The 21,035-nt window shown below is 48.1% G+C and carries 16 protein-coding genes; 8 read left to right on the top strand and 8 right to left on the bottom strand.

The window, feature by feature from the left end:
- Positions 1–200: 200 nt before the first annotated feature.
- Together HJG54_RS29550 and HJG54_RS29545 are read right to left on the bottom strand one after the other, a co-directional pair.
- Positions 201–1,673 carry a polysaccharide pyruvyl transferase family protein gene (locus tag HJG54_RS29550; RefSeq protein ID WP_316436673.1) on the bottom strand — a complete coding sequence of 491 codons (1,473 nt, stop codon included), beginning with the start codon at positions 1,671–1,673 and terminating at the stop codon, positions 201–203.
- Positions 1,674–1,799: 126 nt separating this feature from the next.
- Complete coding sequence (locus HJG54_RS29545; protein ID WP_316436672.1) at positions 1,800–3,707, bottom strand: iron uptake porin; 1,908 nt, start codon at positions 3,705–3,707, stop codon at positions 1,800–1,802.
- A gap of 971 nt (positions 3,708–4,678) precedes the next feature.
- Between HJG54_RS29545 and HJG54_RS29540 the strand changes: the two genes are divergently transcribed.
- The 4 genes from HJG54_RS29540 to HJG54_RS29525 all read left to right on the top strand — a co-directional run bounded on the left by HJG54_RS29540 (position 4,679) and on the right by HJG54_RS29525 (position 9,072).
- Positions 4,679–5,785 carry an aliphatic sulfonate ABC transporter substrate-binding protein gene (locus tag HJG54_RS29540; RefSeq protein WP_316436671.1) on the top strand — a complete coding sequence of 369 codons (1,107 nt, stop codon included), beginning with the start codon at positions 4,679–4,681 and terminating at the stop codon, positions 5,783–5,785.
- 7 nt (positions 5,786–5,792) lie between these two features.
- Complete coding sequence (locus HJG54_RS29535) at positions 5,793–6,023, top strand: hypothetical protein (protein WP_316436670.1); 231 nt, start codon at positions 5,793–5,795, stop codon at positions 6,021–6,023.
- A gap of 11 nt (positions 6,024–6,034) precedes the next feature.
- Positions 6,035–6,262, top strand: a complete 228-nt coding sequence (locus HJG54_RS29530) for a hypothetical protein (protein WP_316436669.1) — start codon at positions 6,035–6,037, stop codon at positions 6,260–6,262.
- A gap of 956 nt (positions 6,263–7,218) precedes the next feature.
- Positions 7,219–9,072, top strand: coding sequence for a vanadium-dependent haloperoxidase (locus HJG54_RS29525; protein WP_316436667.1), 1,854 nt, complete (start codon positions 7,219–7,221; stop codon positions 9,070–9,072).
- A gap of 82 nt (positions 9,073–9,154) precedes the next feature.
- On the opposite strand, the gene HJG54_RS29520 is transcribed toward HJG54_RS29525, so the two are convergent.
- Positions 9,155–9,973, bottom strand: a complete 819-nt coding sequence (locus HJG54_RS29520; RefSeq protein WP_316436666.1) for an alpha/beta fold hydrolase — start codon at positions 9,971–9,973, stop codon at positions 9,155–9,157.
- Positions 9,974–10,375: 402 nt separating this feature from the next.
- Between HJG54_RS29520 and HJG54_RS29515 the strand changes: the two genes are divergently transcribed.
- The 3 genes from HJG54_RS29515 to HJG54_RS29505 all read left to right on the top strand — a co-directional run bounded on the left by HJG54_RS29515 (position 10,376) and on the right by HJG54_RS29505 (position 13,083).
- Entirely contained in the window at positions 10,376–11,251 is an 876-nt protein-coding gene (locus tag HJG54_RS29515) for a MetQ/NlpA family ABC transporter substrate-binding protein (protein ID WP_316436665.1), read from the top strand.
- A 214-nt stretch (positions 11,252–11,465) separates the two neighbouring features.
- Positions 11,466–12,473 carry a methionine ABC transporter ATP-binding protein gene (locus HJG54_RS29510; protein ID WP_316436664.1) on the top strand — a complete coding sequence of 336 codons (1,008 nt, stop codon included), beginning with the start codon at positions 11,466–11,468 and terminating at the stop codon, positions 12,471–12,473.
- The gene (locus HJG54_RS29505; protein WP_316436663.1) at positions 12,430–13,083 is read left to right on the top strand and encodes a methionine ABC transporter permease; all 654 of its coding nucleotides are present in this window, start codon (positions 12,430–12,432) and stop codon (positions 13,081–13,083) included. Before HJG54_RS29510 ends, HJG54_RS29505 begins: the two co-directional genes overlap by 44 nt.
- 74 nt (positions 13,084–13,157) lie before the next feature.
- Here HJG54_RS29505 and HJG54_RS29500 read toward each other — a convergent pair whose 3' ends face one another.
- Positions 13,158–15,074, bottom strand: coding sequence for a hypothetical protein (locus tag HJG54_RS29500; protein ID WP_316436661.1), 1,917 nt, complete (start codon positions 15,072–15,074; stop codon positions 13,158–13,160).
- 188 nt (positions 15,075–15,262) lie between these two features.
- Between HJG54_RS29500 and HJG54_RS29495 the strand changes: the two genes are divergently transcribed.
- Positions 15,263–16,474 carry a glutathione S-transferase family protein gene (locus HJG54_RS29495; RefSeq protein WP_316436660.1) on the top strand — a complete coding sequence of 404 codons (1,212 nt, stop codon included), beginning with the start codon at positions 15,263–15,265 and terminating at the stop codon, positions 16,472–16,474.
- A 248-nt stretch (positions 16,475–16,722) separates the two neighbouring features.
- Here HJG54_RS29495 and HJG54_RS29490 read toward each other — a convergent pair whose 3' ends face one another.
- The 4 genes from HJG54_RS29490 to HJG54_RS29475 all read right to left on the bottom strand — a co-directional run bounded on the left by HJG54_RS29490 (position 16,723) and on the right by HJG54_RS29475 (position 21,020).
- Positions 16,723–17,133 (bottom strand): MgtC/SapB family protein, encoded by a 411-nt coding sequence (locus HJG54_RS29490; protein ID WP_420717440.1) that lies wholly within the window; start codon positions 17,131–17,133, stop codon positions 16,723–16,725.
- 372 nt (positions 17,134–17,505) lie between these two features.
- Positions 17,506–18,414 carry a bile acid:sodium symporter family protein gene (locus HJG54_RS29485; RefSeq protein WP_316436658.1) on the bottom strand — a complete coding sequence of 303 codons (909 nt, stop codon included), beginning with the start codon at positions 18,412–18,414 and terminating at the stop codon, positions 17,506–17,508.
- 58 nt (positions 18,415–18,472) lie between these two features.
- Positions 18,473–18,622 carry a hypothetical protein gene (locus tag HJG54_RS29480; RefSeq protein WP_316436656.1) on the bottom strand — a complete coding sequence of 50 codons (150 nt, stop codon included), beginning with the start codon at positions 18,620–18,622 and terminating at the stop codon, positions 18,473–18,475.
- Positions 18,623–18,644: 22 nt separating this feature from the next.
- Complete coding sequence (locus tag HJG54_RS29475) at positions 18,645–21,020, bottom strand: arylsulfatase (RefSeq protein WP_316436655.1); 2,376 nt, start codon at positions 21,018–21,020, stop codon at positions 18,645–18,647.
- Positions 21,021–21,035 lie beyond the last annotated feature (15 nt).

Genomic DNA, 21,035 nt, shown 5'->3' with positions numbered 1-21,035 from the left:
TCAGCCAGCGTTCGCGTAGAGGCGTTTCGGCGAAACGCCTGTACAATCCAGCATTAGCCGAAACGCCTGTACAATCCAGCATTAGCCGAAACGCCTGTACAATCCAGCATTAGCCAAAATGCCTGTACAATTGGGTTCAAATGAATTTCACGTAGCATAGTTGACGCAGGTTATGAATCTAGCGATATTCTCCTCAACGTTCACAGCTTGATTTTTTCAAGCAAGTGTCGATTTCCAAACGGCTTGCCTTCAAGTGGGTTAAACGTCAAGGGTAGCGGGAAGGCATCTAAGAAACAGTCGGGCGACCAAGTCAGCGGACTCCAATAGCGATCAATAGCCGCGATTAGATTCTCCCAGTCCGTGGGTTCAAATCGTTGTTGACCGTAGACAAACAGTTGCTGAACTCCTACACCGCTGTAGAAATCACGAATTCGCCAATCGACTCGTTCCCGTTCATCTTCTAGTCGCGCGAAGGCGGCTCCTCGTCTGGTTGTGCGCAGCGCCACGCAGGGAATTCCATACGCTTCGCTGATTACCAGACCATGCAAACTCGTGCTGACAATCCGCTTGCAGGCCGTGATCGCTTGAACTCGTGCTTCTAACGCCGCAAACGATGGTTCGGTTAAGGTTGTAATGATCCGAATGCTGTCTTGCAGCGAGGGTGGAATCTGATAGCGCAACAGGTTAGGGTCAACGCTAGCCCGATTGGTCCGCTCTGCCAACTCAGTCAGATGCACAACCACACCCAACTCATACCGCTGCTCTGGGGCAGGCTTGATCAACGACGGTAGAAACCAGACCGGATCGCCATAAACGGACGGAACTGCAATCCCTTGCCGTTGCAAAATCTCGGCTGTGAATGGGCCTCTAACCGCATGAACATGAAAGTTCGTATTAGCTGGTTTTTGATAATTGAGCAAGTTGGCATCGACTGGATTCTTCTTGCGGTCAATTCCAGTTCCCCAAAAATGCACGGCTCCATGTTTGAACCCATGCGCAATCGTTCCGGCGCAAGCTAGTCGTCTTTGCCAAGAATCAAAGTCACGATGAACCACCGGTAGACCAGACAAAGCACTCACCAAAATTGGACTAAGAGCGTCACCCAGATTGGCATAGGGATGCTTACTCGATGTGGCTGCCCAAGACAAGGGCACAAAATCAACTGGACGACTAAACCAATGGTTGCGTTTATCTTGCTCAATCAACAGCGTCAACTTAGGCTTGGTGTTGCCTTGCTTTAAGAATTTGGAGATTGGTTGAGCGTGCAGCGATTGTTTGACGTTTCGTTCGCGCAGCTTGAGTTGTAATGCCTTGACATGGGGTGAGCGAATCAGTGGAGGAATGGTTTTGAGACGAGAAATCTGAAGACTTGAGAACAAAACAAATACTTCATTAGCAAAAACCGGAACAAACGATCGACAAATCGTCTCTAAAACGGAATCCGATAGGCTAAAGAGTCTACCTTTGTGTAATAGCGCCCAGTCAAACTGTGGGCTGGTTTCGGCATGGACTTGGTGATAGGAAGACGCATTTAAGAACAAGTTACATAATTCGTCTGGAAGCAGAAAACGCTGTTCGAGGGAAGCATGGTCTCTCAAAAAGGCAATTGCATCGTCCCAAAAGTAATCATCGAAGCGGATTTGCGGCAATGACAACGGGGGCGTTGATGGCATGGAAGTCAATAACGATAGTGGCCCTGCCGAATGTGCGCTTTCAGGAAATGAGTCGGTGCTAGAAAGTTGCATCATTGAATCCAATTCTAGAATTTTAGGTTGATGGACTGATGGATAACAGAAAAGCTAGAATCTGAACGTAGTTCGGACTGCACCAAAGAAGATATCAGCATTGTCTTGATTGTGATTCGGAGCCGTAAGCCAAACAACGGCAGGCGTAATGTCAATGTTGTCGTTGAGTGCAATTCGATAGAATGCTTCCACATGCAGCCCGGTATCGGGATCGCGTCTGCGTCCTAGCGCTGCGCCCAAGCTAGGTGTGCTGCCGGTCAAGCGGGGCTGGATGCCAACCACAATTCCACCCAAATTTCCTTGCCCTCCCAAATCTGGAAAAGCTAACGTCAACCCATAGTTCCAAACATCGGCATCGCCAAGTTCAAGGGCGCGAATCGCCGAGAAACCAGCCCAGCCGCCGATTTGAAAACCATCAAACTTGAGATTAGCTGCTACACCGTAGGAATTGGCTACAACCGGGCGATCGGCATCGACAGCGGCCAATAAGCTGCCGGTTCCCGTCTGAATACCAGCAGTGATGGCACCGGAAGTGGTGGTGCTGATTCCCGTATAGGAATTAACGTAGGTCAACGATAGATCCAGAATGTCAAATAAATTTCTGGCTTTGAGCTGACCGATCAGCCCGTAATTGCCGTTAAACAGACCATTGCCCGGTTCTGGACTGCCAGCTTCTCCGCCTGCATAGCCTAGCTGAAGACTGATTTCGTCAGTGAGAAAAAGATTAACGGCAGCTCCTGTACTGACATTGGCAACCCGGTAAATCGGCGGACGCTGACCAAACCGCGACACTGCCCCTCTGGCCGCACCAATATCAAAAGGCGTAATCACACCAAAGCTCAATGAATCCAATCCAGCCGCGTTGCCAAACAAAGCCACTAGTGCCCGATCGCCGATTGGAAATACATAGTTGAGTGTATCGATGACAATAGTTCCGTTTGTACTGGCTTCACCTGCTAGGCGAATTTCATTTCCAGGCTGAATGAAGCGCTGTACATTACCGGCTTGCAAAATTACTCCTAGCTGATCCTCGCCCGAAAAGCTGCTGGTAAAAATCAAGCGTGAACGATATTGGAATACAGTGTTGTTGTCATCGGCTACATCCTCACCGAATAGATCGGAAACGGTGAAGTAGGCGTCTCCCGATAGCTTTGTGGTCGTAGAGAACTGATTGGCTTCCAATTCTGCTGTGCGCGCCTCTAGCACATCGACTCGCCCTCGCAAAGCAGCCAACTCAGCCGCAAACTCTTCTTGCAACCGTTGGAGCGTAGCCAGATCTTCTTTGGTTGCTAGATCCGCCGTAGATGCGGCCAACAGCTCGCTAATCCGATCTAAACAGGCATTCACACCGGCAGCAAACTCAAATCGACTCAGGGCACGCTGGCCTCTAAAGGTTTGGTCTGGATAGCCGACAATGCAGCCATAGCGCTCGACCAGCGATTGCAGAGCCTGATAAGCCCAATCTGTGGGTTGAACATCCGAAAGTTGAGTAATCGAGGTAAGTTGGGCGAGGGGATTGCTGGAGCCATTCGGATTACGGGTCGGGTTACTGTAATCAGCAACCTGATTCAAGAGAGAATTCTCTGAAGACGTAGGATTGACAGGGCTAGCTGGCTCTAGGGCGTCCGAGCGAACTGGCGCTAAATCAGACCCTACGGTTGAAGTAACAGTTGAAGTAACAGTTGAAGTAACAGCATTACTTTCAGAGCTGGGTAACGTCGGGCTAGCAGCAGTTTGCGAGAGTGGTTGCACACTTGTCTCAGGTACCGATTCAGGCAGCAGATCGGCTACAGGGGGCTGTGCCAACTCGCTGTTCAAAGATACATCGCTATGATCTTCATCTCTTCGATCTGCTAGTTCCTGTTCCTCCAAGAACTCTGATCGCGAGACCGTTTGCGACGGCTCACCAGGTTTGGCATCTACTTGCGTATTTGCTGAAGCAACCGTTGTCGGAACAGACATCAAGAGCACTGGAGAGATAGTTAAAACACTCCAAAAGAATTTGATCATGAACTAAAACCCTCACACCAAAACCAGTAGATTAAGCGAAACCTTAGAAGCAGTTTGAAAAGGATTGCGTCGGCTGATCCGCCCCTTTCTCAAACAGGTTCTAAAATTGCAGCAGTAAAATCAACAGTGAAATAGCGAACCTCGACACCTGAACTGAATCAGGTGACAGAAGTCCATTTAAAGTCTCAAGTTTGTCTACCTGAGTTAAGACAAGTGGAATAAACGATCGCAAGACTCTTGCGATTTAAATACGATAAATTGATCGAATTTAAGTACTTTTTAAGTAATTAACATAATTATATGGCTTTTACAAGAAGTCAATTATAGCTAAAAACTGATACTCGATTAAACCAAATACAGTGAGTTATTCCTGTTATAGATTCGGCTTCAACGCAAACTCTAAAAGCTTAATGGAAAAGGTTTTTGTCAATTTCTACTGAATTAGAACAATTAAAAAATGTACTTTGATACACAATTTTTTCAAGATAAATTTCGCGTATTTGCTTCAGAAATTGTCAGTAGAATTACATTTCTTCATCAGTGACAAGTCAGCCTTCTTCATAATACTTTTCTTGGAAATTTCAACCAATAATAAAAGCAATTTATTGAAAGATTTAATTGTTAAATTGACCTGAATTTGCTTGCTTTTAAGAAGGATATGTGAGACTTTAAACTAATCTACTTTAAGTCGATAGATTTTTAGTAGTTTGAGCAAAAGGCAATAACAGGCTCTTAAAAAACAACTTCAAATGGTGACAAGACCAATGGTTGACAAGATAGGCTCTCCGCACCATTTGGTTGTTGAAGCAGTTTGTTAATGATTTCCCCCCTACCCGGTTCTCCTCACAGGGTGGGCAGGCTTACCTAAAGCTGTCTACCCTGCTATTCCTCAACCTATTCATTGGGCTGTGAGAAAGAATTGTATGAATGACATCAATAGAATTGAACGCTTAATGCAGTCGAAAATAACTCGGCGGACTGCCCTATTCACTGCTGGTTATGGTTTGGCTATTTCTACAGCGCTCTGGGGCTGTGCAAAATCAGATACGGCTCAGCAGCAGACCAGCAATTCTCCGCAAGCAAGCGCTAGTCCTCAGGCCAATGTTTCAACCGACGGCAAAGTGTTTCATGTTGTGCGCAGCAAGCAACTTACAGCTTTGGCTGCATTAGAAAAACGAGGCACCTTGGAGAAAGCCCTGGAGCCGCTAGGTTTTGCCGTTTCGTGGGATGAGTATTTAGCAGGTCCCCAACAGTTGGAAGCGCTGAATGCGGGCAGCCTTGATCTAGCGCTTACCGCAGAGTCGCCCCCGGTGTTTTCTCAAGCGGCAGGTGCCCCGTTGGTCTACTTGGCAGCAGTGCCAGTTAACGGTAGGTTGATTTCGCTTTTAGTGCCCACTACTTCTACTGCTAAAAGCATTGCCGATCTCAAAGGTAAACGCATCGCTTTCCAAAAAGCGTCGATTGGGCACTATTTGACTGTAAAAGCATTGCAACGAGAAGGCTTGGAGCTAAGTGATGTCGAGTCTGTGTTTCTGCCGCCGCCGGATGCCGCCTCTGCATTTGCTTCGGGTAGCGTCGATGCTTGGTTTATCTGGGAACCGTTTGTGACTCGAACTGTGCAAAAGAAAATTGGTCGAGTTTTGCTAGATGGTGGTAATGGTCTGCGAGATACAACTAACTTCTATTCAACTCGGCGCGAATTTCTCGAAAAACATCCAGAGGTACTAAAGGTGTTTTTTGAAGAACTAGAGAAGACCGAGCTTTGGGCAAAAGCCAACCCTAAAGCTATCACCGAACTGTTAGCGCCCGTAACGCAGCTTGATCCAGCCTCTCTCAAGGTGATGTATGACAAAACCGACGAATGGGGTGTAAAACCGATTACGTCGCAAATCATCACCAAGCAACAGGAGGTAGCTGACCTGTGGTTTAGCTTGAATCTGATTCCTAAAAAGGTAGATGTCAAGCAAGGCTTCTTGACAGACGCTGAGTATGCCAAGGTGATTCCAGAGATAATACTAGCAAAAGCATAGTTGAACTATGGCTGTAACACCAGGTTTTACAATTCAAGAACTTTGGTATACTCGTTGCCCTGTCCCAACTGTTTCCAGCCTTGCGCTGGATTTGGGACGACTCGATCACGCTTTTGCCGCAGAGGGTATCCGATTTCGTTCACTGCGCGCCTCAGATGATCCGGCAATTCGTGAATCGCACTATAGCCATAAGCTGCCAGGACCATTTCGCGAAGGCGGCAACGTACCAGCAATCTGACGCTGTATGTGTTGAGCAAAAAGCCAGAACTGCTGCAAGACCTGCTCGATTCGATTGGGCAGACGGCAGAATGGGTGAGTTATCGAGACGGGCGCGAGACGATTACTAGATTAGCGGCACGTGAAATTGATTTTGGCGGCACAGGCTCGACACCACCCATCAAAGCCCAGGCAGCCGGAACTCCAATTCGGTATGGAGGAGCAGGTTTATTCAAGTTTGTTACCATTCAGGTTCATTAACGAGATGGAGTAGGAGTAGGAGACGGTGAGGGTGAGGGTGATGGCGATGGTGAAGGAGGATCTTGCGATGAGCTTCTGTCATTGCCAGTCGGAAAACAGCGGGTTGCATACTCCACCTCGTTAGTCAAACGGCTGAGAGTGACAGAAGTGTATTTAGCAATGATTAATCCAAATCCAATTGAAAAGGTCAATAGCGATAAAGTGATTGCATTCATTGGTGAGTATTGTTTTGCTGTGAAAGTTTCAGTCTGTTTTCAAGATTGAGCCACTTGCAAAGGCAGGAGTTTGACAGCGACTCTGATGCCGCTCGAATCTACGAAAACAAGTCGAGAATATAAGCGTTACATCCCGTATTATTACATATTTTGTCTTGGACGATATCGCTTTTTTCTATTATCAGCCCAAAGAATAACTAAAGAATATACAGCAATTTAATTTCTTTGACAGCTTGATTTTAAATTTAATTTATGTAATTCTCATAAGTGAAATCTACTTTAACTTGACGTACTTACCGTAAATTTGAGTAGATTTGAAGAGTATTTTCCTCAGACTCGGCTTAAGTATCTGTTTTTGGTGCTTCGGTATACAAAAACATCTTCCTTGCTCGAACCGTTCTTAACTGCTCTCTGTTCTACTTAGGAGCTGGGCTTTAGGCGATTTTAGATAGAGTTTATGTTGAAACTAGCTAAATGCATATTGGATTCAATCTCTGGTTAGGTTGTTCTTTGCCTGAATCAGAAATCTAGTATTACTAGCTTCACGCCTGATTAGTTTTATGGGTCAAACTATTGAGTTTTTGCTTAGTTGCAATTCAGTGTAAAAGCTCGACTTTTGAGTGTTTTCGGACTAACGGTAGTCCCAAACTTTGTGAAGCAGTAGATAAGGTCTGAATGAGAACTGGAATGAGAAAAAATAAGCTTCGCTTTTATTGATTTCCTTATGGTGGAGAATGTTTCATGTCAGATTCAAATGTGCATCAGTCAGTGTCTAACGATCGGTCAACTGTTGATCAAACTAACCCTCAGCCTGAAATTGAACACCATCGTAAGCGGTCATTGCGGGTTGGTAGACGCTCGTTTCTAGGTCATGCCGGTTTGTTTACGACAACGAGTGTTGTGGCAGGGATGGTTGGTTCGCCGTTCGCTGCCAAACAAAATCCTGCCTCTGCTCAATCAGCTTCTGCTCAAACGGCCTCTGCTCAAACGGCTGAATTAAACTCTCATGAGCAATTTCGTCTGAAAGCGCGTCAGGTGCGCGTCAAGGTTGCTGATGAAAATTATCAGGTGGCAATTCCTCCGCATCCTACCAACGGCGATGAAGAACGCTATGCCAACAAAATTGGTAGCGACAGTCGAGCGTTGCCGCATAATGAGCGAGGCGAAGTGGATTTGCAGGCGTTTCAAAGCGCCGTTAAAGCTTATACAACAGGCGATCCCAACGATTTTGAGCAGATTATTTTAGGCGGAACCCGCAAGCAACTCAATCCGATCGGTTCTCTTGCCGTCAGTTTGACCGGATGCAATGCCACTCAGTTAGCCATTCCTCCAGCCCCCAGACTAGACAGCCCAGAGCGAGCAGCAGAAGCGGTTGAACTCTACTGGAACGCGCTGCTACGAGATGTGTCTTTTGCCGAGTTTCAAGACAACACCAGCAACCCGTTAGTGCTAGCGGCAATCGAAGAAATCAATCAGCTTGTAGACTTTCGAGGACCCAAACTGAATGGTCGAGTTACGCCTCAAATCCTGTTCCGGGGCAGCGTTACCTATGCTGATCTGGCTGATCCGACTGGGCAGTCCGCAATTTATGTAATTCCGCCCGGAGTTTTAGAAGGACCATATATTTCCCAATTTCTGCTGCGAGATATTCCAGTCGGACCACAGGTGACTTCGCCACTGATTCAAACCGCTTTACCCGGCAATGATTTTCAGGTTGAATACGAGGAATGGCTAACGGTTCAGAATGGCAATGAATCAGGCAAGAAAATTCAATTTGATTCAACCGGGCGCTATATTTCTACACCGCGTGATTTAGCTGAATTTGTGCATAATGCAGGGGCACTATTTGGCGGAGCAGCGGCAATTTTAGGAACAAAGCCCAGCCCTGGTAATCTGGTTGTGGGCGGCATTGGCGCACCGTTCAACCCCAGTAATCCCTACGTCAACTCAAAGACTCAGGCGGGCGGAGCGAGTACATTTGGATTAGCCTATGTACAGGGGCTGCTGCCTTCAACTACTTCACGAGCTATTCGCGTAGCGTACTGGCAAAAGTTTTATGTGCATCGCACGCTGCGCCCAGAAGCTTATGGTGGACTGGTGCATCACAACGCGGCGAATCGAGCTGACTATCCAATTCACAGTCAGGTGTTAAATTCCCAAGCATTAGCTCGCAGTTTCAGCAAGTTTGGCACTTATTTATTACCTCAAGCATATCCTGAAGGTGCACCCATCCATCCATCCTACCCAGGCGGTGCAGCAATCATTGCTGGCGCTCATGCCACTTTGCTAAAAGCTCTGTTTGATGAAAATTTTGTGATTCCCGATCCGGTAGTGCCCGATCCAAACGATCCAACTAAAGTAATTCCCTACACAGGTGCACCGCTCACTGTTGGTGGCGAATTAAACAAATTGGCACTCAACTATGCATATGGCCGTAATGCGGCTGGAATCCACTGGCGCTCCGATGCAGCCGCTTCGTTAGCGCTCGGTGAGGCGCTAGCGATTAGCATTCTCAGAGATGAAAAAGCGACCTACCGTGAAAACTTTGGTGGCTTCACCTTCACTAAATTTGACGGCACCAAGGTGACGATCTAGCAGGTTGGGATTGAGTACGGTCGAGGTATGATAGCTTTGGCACGCAGATGCTTGACAAGCTGCTGTAGACTTAATGATCAAGTCAGTCACTTGCTTCAGAAGAAGTGAAATCTAGCACAGCTTGGTTAAAAGCAGCAGAAACTTCCCAGAAGAAGTTATGACCGGCTCCTGCAATCACTTTCAGCTCAGCATTTGGTAGTTTCGCAGATAGCGTTTGAGCGAGTGCTACAGGCGTGAGCAAATCTGCTTCACCTACTAAAATTAACGTTGGTGTCTGGATTTGGTGTAGTTGCTTGAGCGAATCATGCGCTACACAAGCCGCGACTTGATTGGCAAATCCAGTTACTGTTGGCTGATAGGGATAGGCTAAAGCATCGCCTATCAAGGTTTCTATTTGCTGATGATCTTGGAAGAATGTATCTGTGAATATCCAGGGCAATTGCGCTTTTATATATAACTTCGGATTCATCCTGCCATCACGAACCTCCTGAAGCATGCTTGACCAAGTTTGAATCACCTGAAGTGTGAGGGCTGGAAATTTGGCAGCAGTGCTAACCAGAATCAAACGATTCACGCGGTCTGGATATCTTAACGCTAGAGATTGAGCAATGCAGCCTCCTAGAGAGAAACCTAGGATATCGGCACGCTGAATTTGCAGTGCATCTAGCAGGGCAATCAGGTCATCTGCCATCTCGCTTGTAGAGTGGAGCTGCTCCGGAGCCACGGTGCGTCCGATGCCTCGATTGTCGAAGCAAATAATTCGATGCCGCCGCGAAAGTGAAGTAATTTGAGCCGACCAAGCACCGCTGTCTAACCCCAACCCCTGAATTAAAACCAAAGGCTGTCCTGCTCCGTGCGTTTCGTAATACAGATCGATGCCGCGCAGCTTGATGGTAGGCATTAGGACATCCTAGCTAAGGTGCAAACCTCAATTTTCGCAGAAGCTACAATCACAGGTCTAGCAGCGGGTAGTTTCAGTTAAGCTACCCCACTCGATAGAGCAGCTTAAACGGACTTTTTTGCTCCTTCAGAATTTGAGTGCTTTCTCAGAGTTTAAGCGTTAAACTACGATATGTCGATCGATGTATAGTAGATTAAGAATAAAGATTCTATACTAGAAGGACGTTTGGAGTTTGTTAAACAGGCTCGAATCAATTGCCCTCGCTGTTTTTAGGCTGCGCGAAGGCATTAGTCTTGCTCGCTCGAACCTCCGTGAGCGCTATATTCTGGAGGACTTTGCAAGGAACTGTGCATCCTGGCCGGTTTGTCGCTTGTTTATTACTAGAGAAATTGGATTAAATCCATGAACAAACCAGATCATGCTCCAATTGCAGTTCGGCTGAATCGTCGCTTTTTTCTAATCGCAGCCGGATCTTTTATCGCCTCAACCTTTGCAAGCTGCACACCTTCCCAAGAAAACGCTTCTGTGGGTGGCTCAGCTTCCCCCGCAGCCAATGCTACGCTGAAAGTGGGTGTCAATCCTGTCCCGCATGGGGAAATTCTCAAATTTGTGAAGGACAATTTGGCGTCTGCGGCAGGCTTAAATATCGAAATTGTTGAATTTACCGATTATGTGCAGCCTAATCTGGCACTGAATGATAAACAGCTTGATGCTAACTACTTTCAGCATGTGCCCTATATGGAAGATTTTGGCAAACAACGCGGCATTGATATGGTGTTCGTTGCCGGAGTTCATATTGAACCCTTGGGGCTGTACTCGAAGAAAATTAAATCTCTAAGTGAGGTGAGTAACGGAGCGCAGCTTGCCGTTCCCAACGATGCTACTAATCTGGGACGGTCGCTCAAACTGCTGCAAGACAATCAGCTTTTGCAACTCAAGAGTGGCGCTGGAGTTGAGGCCACTACAGCAGACATTCAGCAAAATGCTAAAAATCTAAAGCTGGTCGAGTTAGAAGCTGCGCAATTGCCGCGTTCACTGGACGACGTAGATTTGGCGATTGTCAACGGCAACTATGCGTTGGAAGTAGGACTCAATCCGGCTAAAGATGCTCTAGCGCTGGAAAAAGCAGCAGGCAATCCCTATGCTAATGGACTAGTTGTTTTGCGAGGACGAGAGAACGATGCCAATATTCAACAACTGGGTAAGCTGCTGACCTCACCAGAGGTGAAGCAGTTTATCAATGATAAGTATCAAGGAGCCGTTATTGCTGCTTTTTAGTCACACTATTTTAGTCATACTATTTTAGTCACGTTCAGCATTGCCCTGTAGGAGCCGTATGAAAAAACCTTTGTATCTTCTGGTTATGCTGCTAACAGTTGTGGTGGCTTCGGTGGTGCCTCTAATCTGGAGCTTTGCTTCTCCTCAAGCTAATATCCGATTGTTGTTTCCAGCATTCTAGAACCAGTTCTTTCTGTCGCTCCAGGTAAACTTCATGATTAGTATCCGAGAATTGCGCAAAGTTTACGGAGAGTTTGTGGCTCTGGACACCTTCAATGAAGACATTCAGGCCGGAGAAATTTTTGGAGTGATTGGGCAGAGTGGTGCTGGCAAAAGTACCTTGCTTCGCTGCCTCAACGGACTGGAGAAACCAAGTTCTGGCAGCGTTTGGGTAGATGGGCAAAATATCACGTCCCTGGCCGGAGATCAACTGCGCAAAGCACGTCAGCGCATTGGCATCATTTTTCAACACTTCAATTTGCTCAGCTCTCGTACCGCAGCCGAGAATATTGCCTTTCCTTTGGAGGTGATTGGGCAGAGCCGCTTACAGCGCAAGGCACGAGTGGAAGAATTACTGGCGCTGGTGGGTCTAGAAGGCAAGGGAGACAGCTATCCGGCTCAGCTATCGGGCGGACAAAAACAGCGAGTTGGAATTGCCCGCGCGCTAGCCGCCAATCCAAAAGTACTGCTCTCGGATGAAGCGACCTCTGCTCTTGATCCGCAAACAACGCGATCAATCCTGGATTTGCTCAAAGAGCTGAATCAGCAAATCGGTTTGACCATTGTGTTGATTACTCACGATATGGGCGTCGTTAAGCACATTTGTGATCGAGTGACGGTACTGGAGCGCGGCAAAGTTGTCGAACGAGGCACTGTTGTCGATCTGGCCGCACAGCTCGGTTCCCGCTTAGCCAACGACCTCTTTCCCCGCCGTTATGGGCATCGGGTGCGAGAGGGGGCAGCAGTAGCCACGATTGCCTTCAGTGGGGCTGTGGCGAATGAACCGTTTCTCAGTCGTTTAGTCCGGCAGTTTGATGTAGATGTCAACATTCTGAATGGCAGTGTGGAGACGATTGGAGCGGAACCAGTCGGGCAGTTTCAGATCGAGCTATTTGGCTCAGATATTCGCTCGGCCTTGGACTACCTGCGGAGTTTGAATATTGAAGTAGAGGTGCATCATGGACGCACAGCTTCTGAGCAGTTTGTGGACAGCAACGCTTGAAACCCTGTATATGGTGACAGTCTCCGCGCTTCTGGCGGCCATTTTTGGGCTGCTGCTGGGGCTGCTGCTGGTAATTACGGCTCCTCAAGGCTTTTTGCCCAACGCGGTCGTGAATCAAGTTCTGGGAACCATTATTAATGCTGGACGCTCGCTGCCCTTCATTATTCTGCTGGTGGCAATTATTCCCTTGACTCGCTTGATTGTCGGCACTACGATTGGCAGCACCGCCGCCCTCGTTCCTTTGGTAGTTTCAGCCATTCCATTTTTTGCTCGCGTGGCTGAAACTTCGCTGCTAGAAGTTGATCGAGGTTTAGTTGAGGCGGCTGAATCAATGGGCTGTACTCCGGGGGAAATCATTCGCAAAGTCTTAATCCCAGAAGCACTTCCCTCACTGGTGTTGGGGTTGACTCTGATGGTGATTAGCTTGATTGGCTATTCGGCAATGGCAGGTGTGGTGGGCGGTGGTGGATTGGGAGATTTGGCAATACGCTACGGCTATCAGCGATTTGATACTAGGGTGATGATTATTACCGTCGTTCTGTTGATTGCCTTGGTGCAAATTGTCCAGTTTATTGGCGATACAATTGCCCGCCGGTTACGCAAACGCTGAGCTACAACAGAAATATATTGAATGGGAATTACACACAGGAATCCACAGCACCAACACAGCACCAATCATCCGATTTATTTCACAGCTTTGGGCAGTACTTCTAGGTCATAACTAGCGACTATCTGGTATGGATAATCCGCAGCTTCAGAAACACCGACTGCAACTATCTCAAAGCTGACTCGGTACTGACCCGCCTGTTGAGGAAAAGCGATCAAGCCCGTGGCCTGAGTCACCTCCCCGAATTTTGGCGTTCCAGCAATATAGAGCCAGTCACCGCCTCGCTGTTTAATTTTCTGATTGCCGTTATAGAAACGCACCCTCAGTCTAGTTTCTCCCCTGTCGTCTAGTCCAGTCTGGTAGCCAAACCAAGGAGATGCGCCTGTGTTTTTGAGCGTGGCTTTGAGAATGCGTCGCTGTCCTGCTTTAACTTTCGCGGTACTCAGGGCAATCTCTGCTCCGGCTCGATTGGTCACAACTACTGACTCAACTGTGGCCTGGAGATTTTGGCTGTAGGTTCGCTCATCGGTGATTGGATTGGTAATCCGAGCTAGAAGATTGCGGAAGTGCCGCTCAATTTGACTATCTGTTAAGCTCCAAACTCGGCTTTTGTTGGCGAAGATCGGTAACGGGCTGGTTCCCCAGTTGGTTCGGGTAAAGGCTCCTACCGCCTGTACTCCGGTGGAAACCACTAAACTGATTAGAAAGATTGCTAGAACCGGATTGAGCCAGTTTCTGGTTTTCTCTTGTTTGATAATTTGCACTGACAGGAAGTAGGCGATTAATAAACAAACTACGGGTAACGTATCCGTTAATACCCGTGAACCATAAGAATCACTGCCGCCCATCCAAAATAAATAAAAGCAGTAGTGAAGGTATAGAATCAGACAAGCAGAAGTTAGCGTTAATACTAGTTTCTCATCGTTGGTGAATCGGCGTTTGCAGACATAATATAAGCCCGGAATACTGAACAGCAAAACCGGAGAATAGGTAAAAAATCCATCGCTGGGGCTAATCAGCAATCCGAGCGAAGCGGTTGTAAACTGCTTGAGAGTAAAGGCGTAAGAGGCAGGCCGTTCTTCTAAATGCTTGATATAGCCTCCGACGAGGATATTGTCCCAGCCAAAATAGTAGAAGTTCCACAGCAGATGAAAACCAATACTGACCAACCCCAACAGAAAGGGCAAGGCGGCTTTACCATAGCGCCAGATTATATAGATCGCCGTAGCCAGGGAAAAGATCGAGCTGGTGATCCGCACACCAGGCAACAGGCCGCAAAACAAACCTGCTACTAGCAATAAAACCCTGCGATACTGACCTTCGCTGCGTTCGGCTTTAAACAGACAAAATAGAATGCTAATCAACAGCAGGTTAGAGATGGTATGCTGTCGTAGATCTTGAGCATTAATTACCCAGGTTCCAGTTGCGAAGGCAAAAATGAACGTCGTGAGAATTGCGACTAATGGCGTAAACTTCAACCGCACAGTCAGATAAAAGATTACAACCGTCAGTGCGCTGAGCAGCGTTGCCGCGAGTTTACCAAAACTTCTGCGGTAAACTTCAAATTCTGGACTGGTTACTGAGGGAATTGGAGATTGGGCTAGTAGCGTTTGCAGTAAATTAGCCAGCTTCAGATAAAGATAAAAGAGGCAATAGAGTGGAAACGAAACCAACGCTGTGCCGATTGGATAGCGAGAAGTTAAGTGGCCGTTCGGAGCTTCGACTAAATAATAGGGAATGCCGCCTCCTTCATACAAATGCCCGTTGCGAAATGCGTCGAAGTGTAGCGTTTGGTTCTCCAGCCAGTTGAAGGCCAACAGCGTATGCGTGACATTATCGCTTGAAGTCAGCGTGGTGCTGCGATTTGCCAAATAGACAAAAACGCAGGTGACAAAGATTAGCGTTCCAACCGCTGCTTGAGGATAGTCCGCAATTTTAGCTTTGAGTTTAGCAAAATCAGATTCCAATCTTGAGATGGTTTTGTTGGTGGTCATGCTGCTGAATCAGAAATGAAGAAGCTTACGACAACTCTTTTGCATAAACTGTTTGTCAAAAAATACGGCAAATTGATAGATATACCGTATATTATTTAGTAGCATCGTGACATAGGTTTTCCGGTAGGGCAAGATTTCTGTCTTTTATCTTGCTGAAGCGAACTCGTTCTGAAATCGAGAGGTAACTCATGGCTGCTCAAACCCTATTCACATGGGAAGAAATTCTACAGATTTCCCAATCTCAAACCACCGCTAGACGAGTTCGCCGACCGGGAGAGCATCCCTCTACGGCCCCCATTCCTAGCAGTCTTCACAAACTGGCGGCTGGCGAAACTCCACCTGTATTGCTCTACCGCGATACCAACTCTTGGTGTCCTTTCTGCGAGCGGGTTTGGTTTGCTCTGGAGGAAAAGGAAATCCCGTTTGAGACCGAATTTATTGACTTGAGCAATAAGCCCAAATGGTATACCGATTTGGTGCCGACGGCGCTGGTTCCGGCTGCCAAAATTGAAGGCAAGCTGGTTTACGAGTCGAAAGATATTCTATTGGCGTTAGAAGAACGGTTTAGCACGCTGCCCTTGCTGCCAGATGATCCAACCGAAAATGCGGTAGCCAGACAGTGGATCGAGGAATCGGAAACGGGCGGCTTTTTGGCAGCTAGCTACAGCTTTGTGCGGGCCACGACCGCCGATCCCGATGAGTTGGTGACGCTTCAGGCAACTTTAGAAACGCAGCTAGATGAGCTAGAGCAAGCATTGGGTCAATATCCGGGAGCGTTTTTTCTCAGTCGCTTTAGCTTGGTCGATATTATGTACAGCCCCCACCTAGATCGCTTAGCGGCCAATTTGCCGGTGTATCGCAACTATCACCTCAAAAATAATCCTCGCTATCCGCGTCTGAATGCTTGGTTTGAGGCCATCAATCAGCGGCCTGCCTATCACCGGGTCCGCTCAGATGCAACAACAAACAATCTGCTGCTGCGCCGTAGATGGGGTGTGGAACCGATTGGCCATCCTTTGCCGCTCAATCCGGCAGACAGCGAAAATTTACAATACCGAGCTGAAGCAGCAGAACGGCTGAGTGATAATCGTGAAGCAGCGATTGGCGATATTATTCAGAACTCTGGGGTGCAAGCATTGAGTAGCGATTTAGCTGTGCTTCAGAGGGCAGTTGATTTACATTTACGGCTATTAGCAGACTATCTTCTCAACGGCAATAACTTGCCTGTGTTAGGCGGTAAAACCGGCGGTAAGGAAAATATCGACCCAATTATTCCAGCCGTCGGCGCAATTACGCTCGCCTATGTGCGGAATCGGATTTGTGCCCCACGGGATATGAGTGCAGGAGCAGCAACCGCATTTCGGGCAGCGGCTGATAGCGTATTAGCATCAATCTATTAGTGGATGAGTAATAGCAAATCCGGTTGATCCGCCAACGTAGAGACGTTTTGCCGTAGGCGTAGCCTTTCCGCAGGAAATAACGTCTGTGCAATGTGGCATTTAAATTGAGGTTTAATATAATACGGAGTCCGGATACGTAAAGCATTTTGTCAAAACGCCCCTACATCATTTGGCTGCATTGCTTCAGATTGCCCCTGCACCAAGGCAAACCCTTAGACCTCTATTTTGGACTTAGTCAGATTTTGGACCTAGTCAGGACGAGAGCTGAGCTGCTCTTGAGGCTGTGCTGACTGAGGTTGCCTCGACTGCTGACGACGAAGCACCCGAATCTTCACCTTGTCCTTGACTTGCTTCACGCCGCCTAGCGGCAGCAACACAAACAGCGTTCCTAATAGCCCCATTTGCCATAGGCCACACCCAATCGCGGCTCCCAGACCAGCCGCAGCCCAAATTGTAGCGGCTGTAGTCAATCCACGCACCTTTACAACACCTGATTTGCGAGAAGACTGCTGTAAAATCAAGCCTGCGCCTAAAAAACCGATGCCCGTAGCAACTCCTTGAATCGTGCGGCTTAAAGTATTGGTGCTAGCAAACGAACTATCGCCTTCAGCTTGCAACGGAATCATCACAAAAAATGAAGCTCCCATACTAACCAGCATAAACGTTCGCATTCCCGCTGGTCTACCCCCCTGCTGTCGATTCCAGCCAATTACACCTCACAATAGCCGATTCTTTGTCCTTGTAGCTGATAAAAGCGACAGTGCCGACAACAAAACTGCGAAGCAGAAATGGAACTCATACCAGCACCTTTGCCTGATTGATAACTCAACTTTCAGAGGGTAAACATCGTTGAGATTGACTATTCGTGAAATTTAGAATAGGCATAGAATACCAAGATGCGCAGTTCGATGCTTTCTCTAGGTGGAGCATCGGGTGGGCTGGTTTTCGTTTCAACCTCTCTAAGACCGCATCGTGCGTGAGGAACCTGATTTGCTAGAGTGAATGTCTACAGGCTGTTTTCTTTGGAAATGTCAGGACGCTTCGACCTGCTCTTCTATTGGTCTTTCTACTGGTTCTTCTAGCGGTTCAACTTCGGTGGTAAAGACTTGTTTGGCGATCAGGCGAATCCCGACAAACAGCGACAGACTAGTGACAACAATAACGCTGGCAATTGCGGGGTCATCAAAGTTCGTTCCTGCCACCAAAAGAGCCGCAGCAATATTTCGCTGGGCAGTTCCGACGGCTAGGGTGCGGCGAGTGTCGCTGTCAGGACCACCCAGCAAATAGCCGATACCGAAGCCGACCAAGATAAACCCAGCAATTGCCAGGATTTCCCCTGTTCTCACCATTGCAATTAAACGGTCAAACTGGAGAAAGAGTGAAGTCGCTAAGCCTAGAATGAGCGATTTGCTGGAGAGTTGTCGCATCAAGGGTTGCAAGGTAAATGCGATTGCTTCATTCCGAGAACGAATCAGTAGCCCAATTACTAACGGAATCAGCATCAGCGTTAACAGCGGCTTGGCAATGTCCCAAGGATTCACCTGTACATTTTGGAGTGCTAATGCAAGCGCAAACGGCATATAGACAGCGGTAAGTCCCATCATCAACAGCATCAACCCGGCTGCATAGGCCAGATTGCCATGAACTAACTGCGCCAGTTTGGGCAAGACAGGCGGACCAGCGGCAATTGCCATGATGATAAAGCTAATTCTGATGGGTTCGCTCAAGGGAACAATCTGAAGCAGAAAGTACACAAACAGAGGCACCAGAACGAAATTAGCCAGCAGCGATCGCAGCACCAACCAACCGTTGCGCAGCGGGTCCCAGAGTTGCTGAAGCGTCAGGCTGAGTCCTGTATCCACCAGCATAGACAGGATGAGAATCAGGAATGCTAATCTATTCAGTAATGGCAAGTCAACAGCAGCCAGAATTTGATTCATCAATTCATGCCGTTATTATTTACTTGGATATCATTTACTTAGATCGGTCTTACGGTTTTCAAATCGAAGAGGCTTTTGGCACAATAATCGCCTGAGTAGCAGCATTCGATGGTGTTGCCGCGACATAAACCACCGGATTATCAGCAACTTGGGCAAAAATAGGCGGCAAATTTCCCACGACTCCAATATCAATTGCGTTCGCTGCCATCGCTCTGAATCAAAGTCGAGAATTAGGTCTTTAGATCTAGCGTGACTTTCTGCAAGTTGCCGGTGAACGTGAAGGGCACTTGATAGGTTTCGACCACAGGGGTACCCAGATCTTGACCCACATCAAAGGTTTCATCTAAGCTCCAGCGGTAGGCCACGGTTTTAGCAATATGGCCCTCGCCGACTGGCTTGTCATTGATGAACAATTTGCCCGTTGCGCCCGCCCCTGGAGAGCCGCCGTCAAACTCGAATTCAAACCGAATGGTTGAAGCTCCAGCGGGCACGGTTTCCTGCGCCTGGATAAGGGTGCGATCAATGCCTAAAAAGTTGTACGCAAAGGTGGGCTTGCCCTGCTCCAGAAACAAACTCCATCCGGCAAAACGTCCGCCCTGAGCCACTAGAACGCCTTCCGCCTCGTTAGTATCTGCGGGGATGGCTAGTTCGGCTGTGATGCGAAAGGATTTATTCTTGATATCAGGCGCACTGCCTTCGGGAATGCCTACCGCACCAGGATAGTAGGTGAAGTGGGTGCGACCGGCTGTGAAGCTAGGACGACTGCTCACATCAAAGCGATTTAAGATCCGATCATCCAAGGGCAAAACCTTGTATTTGCGAGCTTCTGACAAAAACAATTGCTGCAATTGCTGCAATTTAGCTGGATTCTGTTGCGCCAGATTCTGCGCCTCACTGAAGTCTTTTGTAATGTTGTAAAGTTCCCACGGATCTTGATCAAAGGTGGTGGCAGAAACCGTTTCCCAGGGTAAGCGGCCGCGCCGCGCCGCTGCTACCCAACCCTTGTCGTAAATAGCCCGATGCCCAAACATCTCAAAATACTGCGTTGTGCGTCTAGAAGCAGCCTGTGGATGGTCGAAGGTGTAAACCAAACTCGTGCCTTCGATCGGCTGTTGCTCTACTCCATTGACGACAGTAGGCGCTGTAATGCCAGTAGCTTCTAGAATCGTCGGAGCAATGTCGATCACATGATGGAATTGGGTCCGCAAACCGCCCCGATCCCGAATTCGATCGCCCCAGGCAATCACCAACGGGTCACGAGTGCCGCCAAAGTGGGACGCAACTTGTTTGGTCCACTGAAAGGGAGTATTTACAGCCCAGGCCCAAGCGGCGTGGAAGTGGTTGAAGGTTTTGGGACTGCCCAGATCGGCTAGCGCATCCAGCACTTGCTGAGGATTTTCCGGCACTCCGTTGAAGACTTTTAACTCGTTCACACTGCCCGTTAAGCCACCCTCGGCACTGGCACCGTTATCGCCAGCAATATAGAGGACAAGGGTATTGTCTAGTTCTCCCAATTGCTCGATGGCGTCAATCAGTCGTCCTACCTCGGCATCGGTGTAGGCAGTGAATCCAGCAAATACTTCTGCCTGACGGACATAGAGTTTTTGCTCTGATGCAGAAAGAGAATCCCAGGCCGGGAACTCTGGTGGACGAGGAGTGAGTTGGGCATTGGCCGGAATCACGCCTAGCTGTTTCTGACGAGCAAAGATGTCTTGACGCAATTTGTCCCAACCTTGATCAAACTTGCCTTGATAGCGATCGATCCAGGCTTTGGGGGCATGGTGGGGCGCGTGGGTGGCTCCGGTAGCAAAGTAGGCGAAGAAGGGTTTGTCGGGTGCGATTGATTGCTGAGTGCGAATCCAGCCAATGGCATGATCGACCAGATCGGGAGTTAAGTGATAGTTGGAGTCGTTGCTGGGCGGTTGGACACGCTTGGTATTTTCGACCAGAGCCGGACTCCATTGATTGGTATCGCCACCCAAAAATCCGTAGAAATAATCAAAGCCTAGCTGTGTGGGCCAACGGTCAAAGGGTCCGGCTGCACTGGTTTCGTAGTCGGGTGTGTTATGCCATTTGCCGAAGGCGGCTGTACTGTAACCATTCTGCCGCAGTACTTCTGCTATTGTTGCAGCACTCTTGGGCAAAATCGTGGTGTAACCGGGAAATCCAGTTGCTAATTCTTCTACAACGCCGGTGTTAACCGAATGGTGATTGCGTCCGGTTAAAAGAGCGGCACGAGTTGGTGAACAAAGCGCTGTGACATGAAACTGGTTGTAGCGTAATCCTCGCTCTGCCAAGCGGGTGAAATTCGGCGTGTCGATCACACCGCCAAAGGTGCTGGTTTGCCCAAAGCCCATATCATCTAGCAAAATCAGCAGCACATTCGGTGCTTGTGCTGGAGCGGCAATCGGTTGAGGAAAATCCGGCTGAGACTCTTTGTACGTGATGCCAATTTTTCCTTGAAATTTTGGCTCTGGAGCGGGCAGAACGTTCGAGGTTTCGGCAAATGCCGGCAACGGCAGCAGAACCATGCATAACGCCAAACCAAAGACAATCAAGTGCAAAATTCCGACTTGCTGCCCAGCTTTCCAGCACACCTTCAACATCAATCACCGCTCCTT

The sequence above is a fragment of the Leptolyngbya sp. NK1-12 genome (assembly GCF_032598965.1).
GTDB lineage: Bacteria > Cyanobacteriota > Cyanobacteriia > Elainellales > Elainellaceae > Elainella.
This window is presented reverse-complemented; position numbering and strand designations above follow the sequence as displayed.

Bases quoted from the DNA above. Each gene is read 5' to 3' on its own strand.
- HJG54_RS29475 (WP_316436655.1), bottom strand. From the start codon at position 21,020: ATGTTGAAGGTGTGCTGGAAAGCTGGGCAGCAAGTCGGAATTTTGCAC.
- HJG54_RS29500 (WP_316436661.1), bottom strand. From the start codon at position 15,074: ATGACCACCAACAAAACCATCTCAAGATTGGAATCTGATTTTGCTAAA.
- HJG54_RS29480 (WP_316436656.1), bottom strand. From the start codon at position 18,622: ATGGCAGCGAACGCAATTGATATTGGAGTCGTGGGAAATTTGCCGCCT.
- HJG54_RS29485 (WP_316436658.1), bottom strand. From the start codon at position 18,414: ATGAATCAAATTCTGGCTGCTGTTGACTTGCCATTACTGAATAGATTA.
- HJG54_RS29510 (WP_316436664.1), top strand. From the start codon at position 11,466: ATGATTAGTATCCGAGAATTGCGCAAAGTTTACGGAGAGTTTGTGGCT.
- HJG54_RS29490 (WP_420717440.1), bottom strand. From the start codon at position 17,133: ATGCTGGTTAGTATGGGAGCTTCATTTTTTGTGATGATTCCGTTGCAA.
- HJG54_RS29515 (WP_316436665.1), top strand. From the start codon at position 10,376: ATGAACAAACCAGATCATGCTCCAATTGCAGTTCGGCTGAATCGTCGC.
- HJG54_RS29495 (WP_316436660.1), top strand. From the start codon at position 15,263: ATGGCTGCTCAAACCCTATTCACATGGGAAGAAATTCTACAGATTTCC.
- HJG54_RS29545 (WP_316436672.1), bottom strand. From the start codon at position 3,707: ATGTCTGTTCCGACAACGGTTGCTTCAGCAAATACGCAAGTAGATGCC.
- HJG54_RS29540 (WP_316436671.1), top strand. From the start codon at position 4,679: ATGAATGACATCAATAGAATTGAACGCTTAATGCAGTCGAAAATAACT.
- HJG54_RS29535 (WP_316436670.1), top strand. From the start codon at position 5,793: ATGGCTGTAACACCAGGTTTTACAATTCAAGAACTTTGGTATACTCGT.
- HJG54_RS29550 (WP_316436673.1), bottom strand. From the start codon at position 1,673: ATGCCATCAACGCCCCCGTTGTCATTGCCGCAAATCCGCTTCGATGAT.
- HJG54_RS29505 (WP_316436663.1), top strand. From the start codon at position 12,430: ATGGACGCACAGCTTCTGAGCAGTTTGTGGACAGCAACGCTTGAAACC.
- HJG54_RS29520 (WP_316436666.1), bottom strand. From the start codon at position 9,973: ATGCCTACCATCAAGCTGCGCGGCATCGATCTGTATTACGAAACGCAC.
- HJG54_RS29525 (WP_316436667.1), top strand. From the start codon at position 7,219: ATGTCAGATTCAAATGTGCATCAGTCAGTGTCTAACGATCGGTCAACT.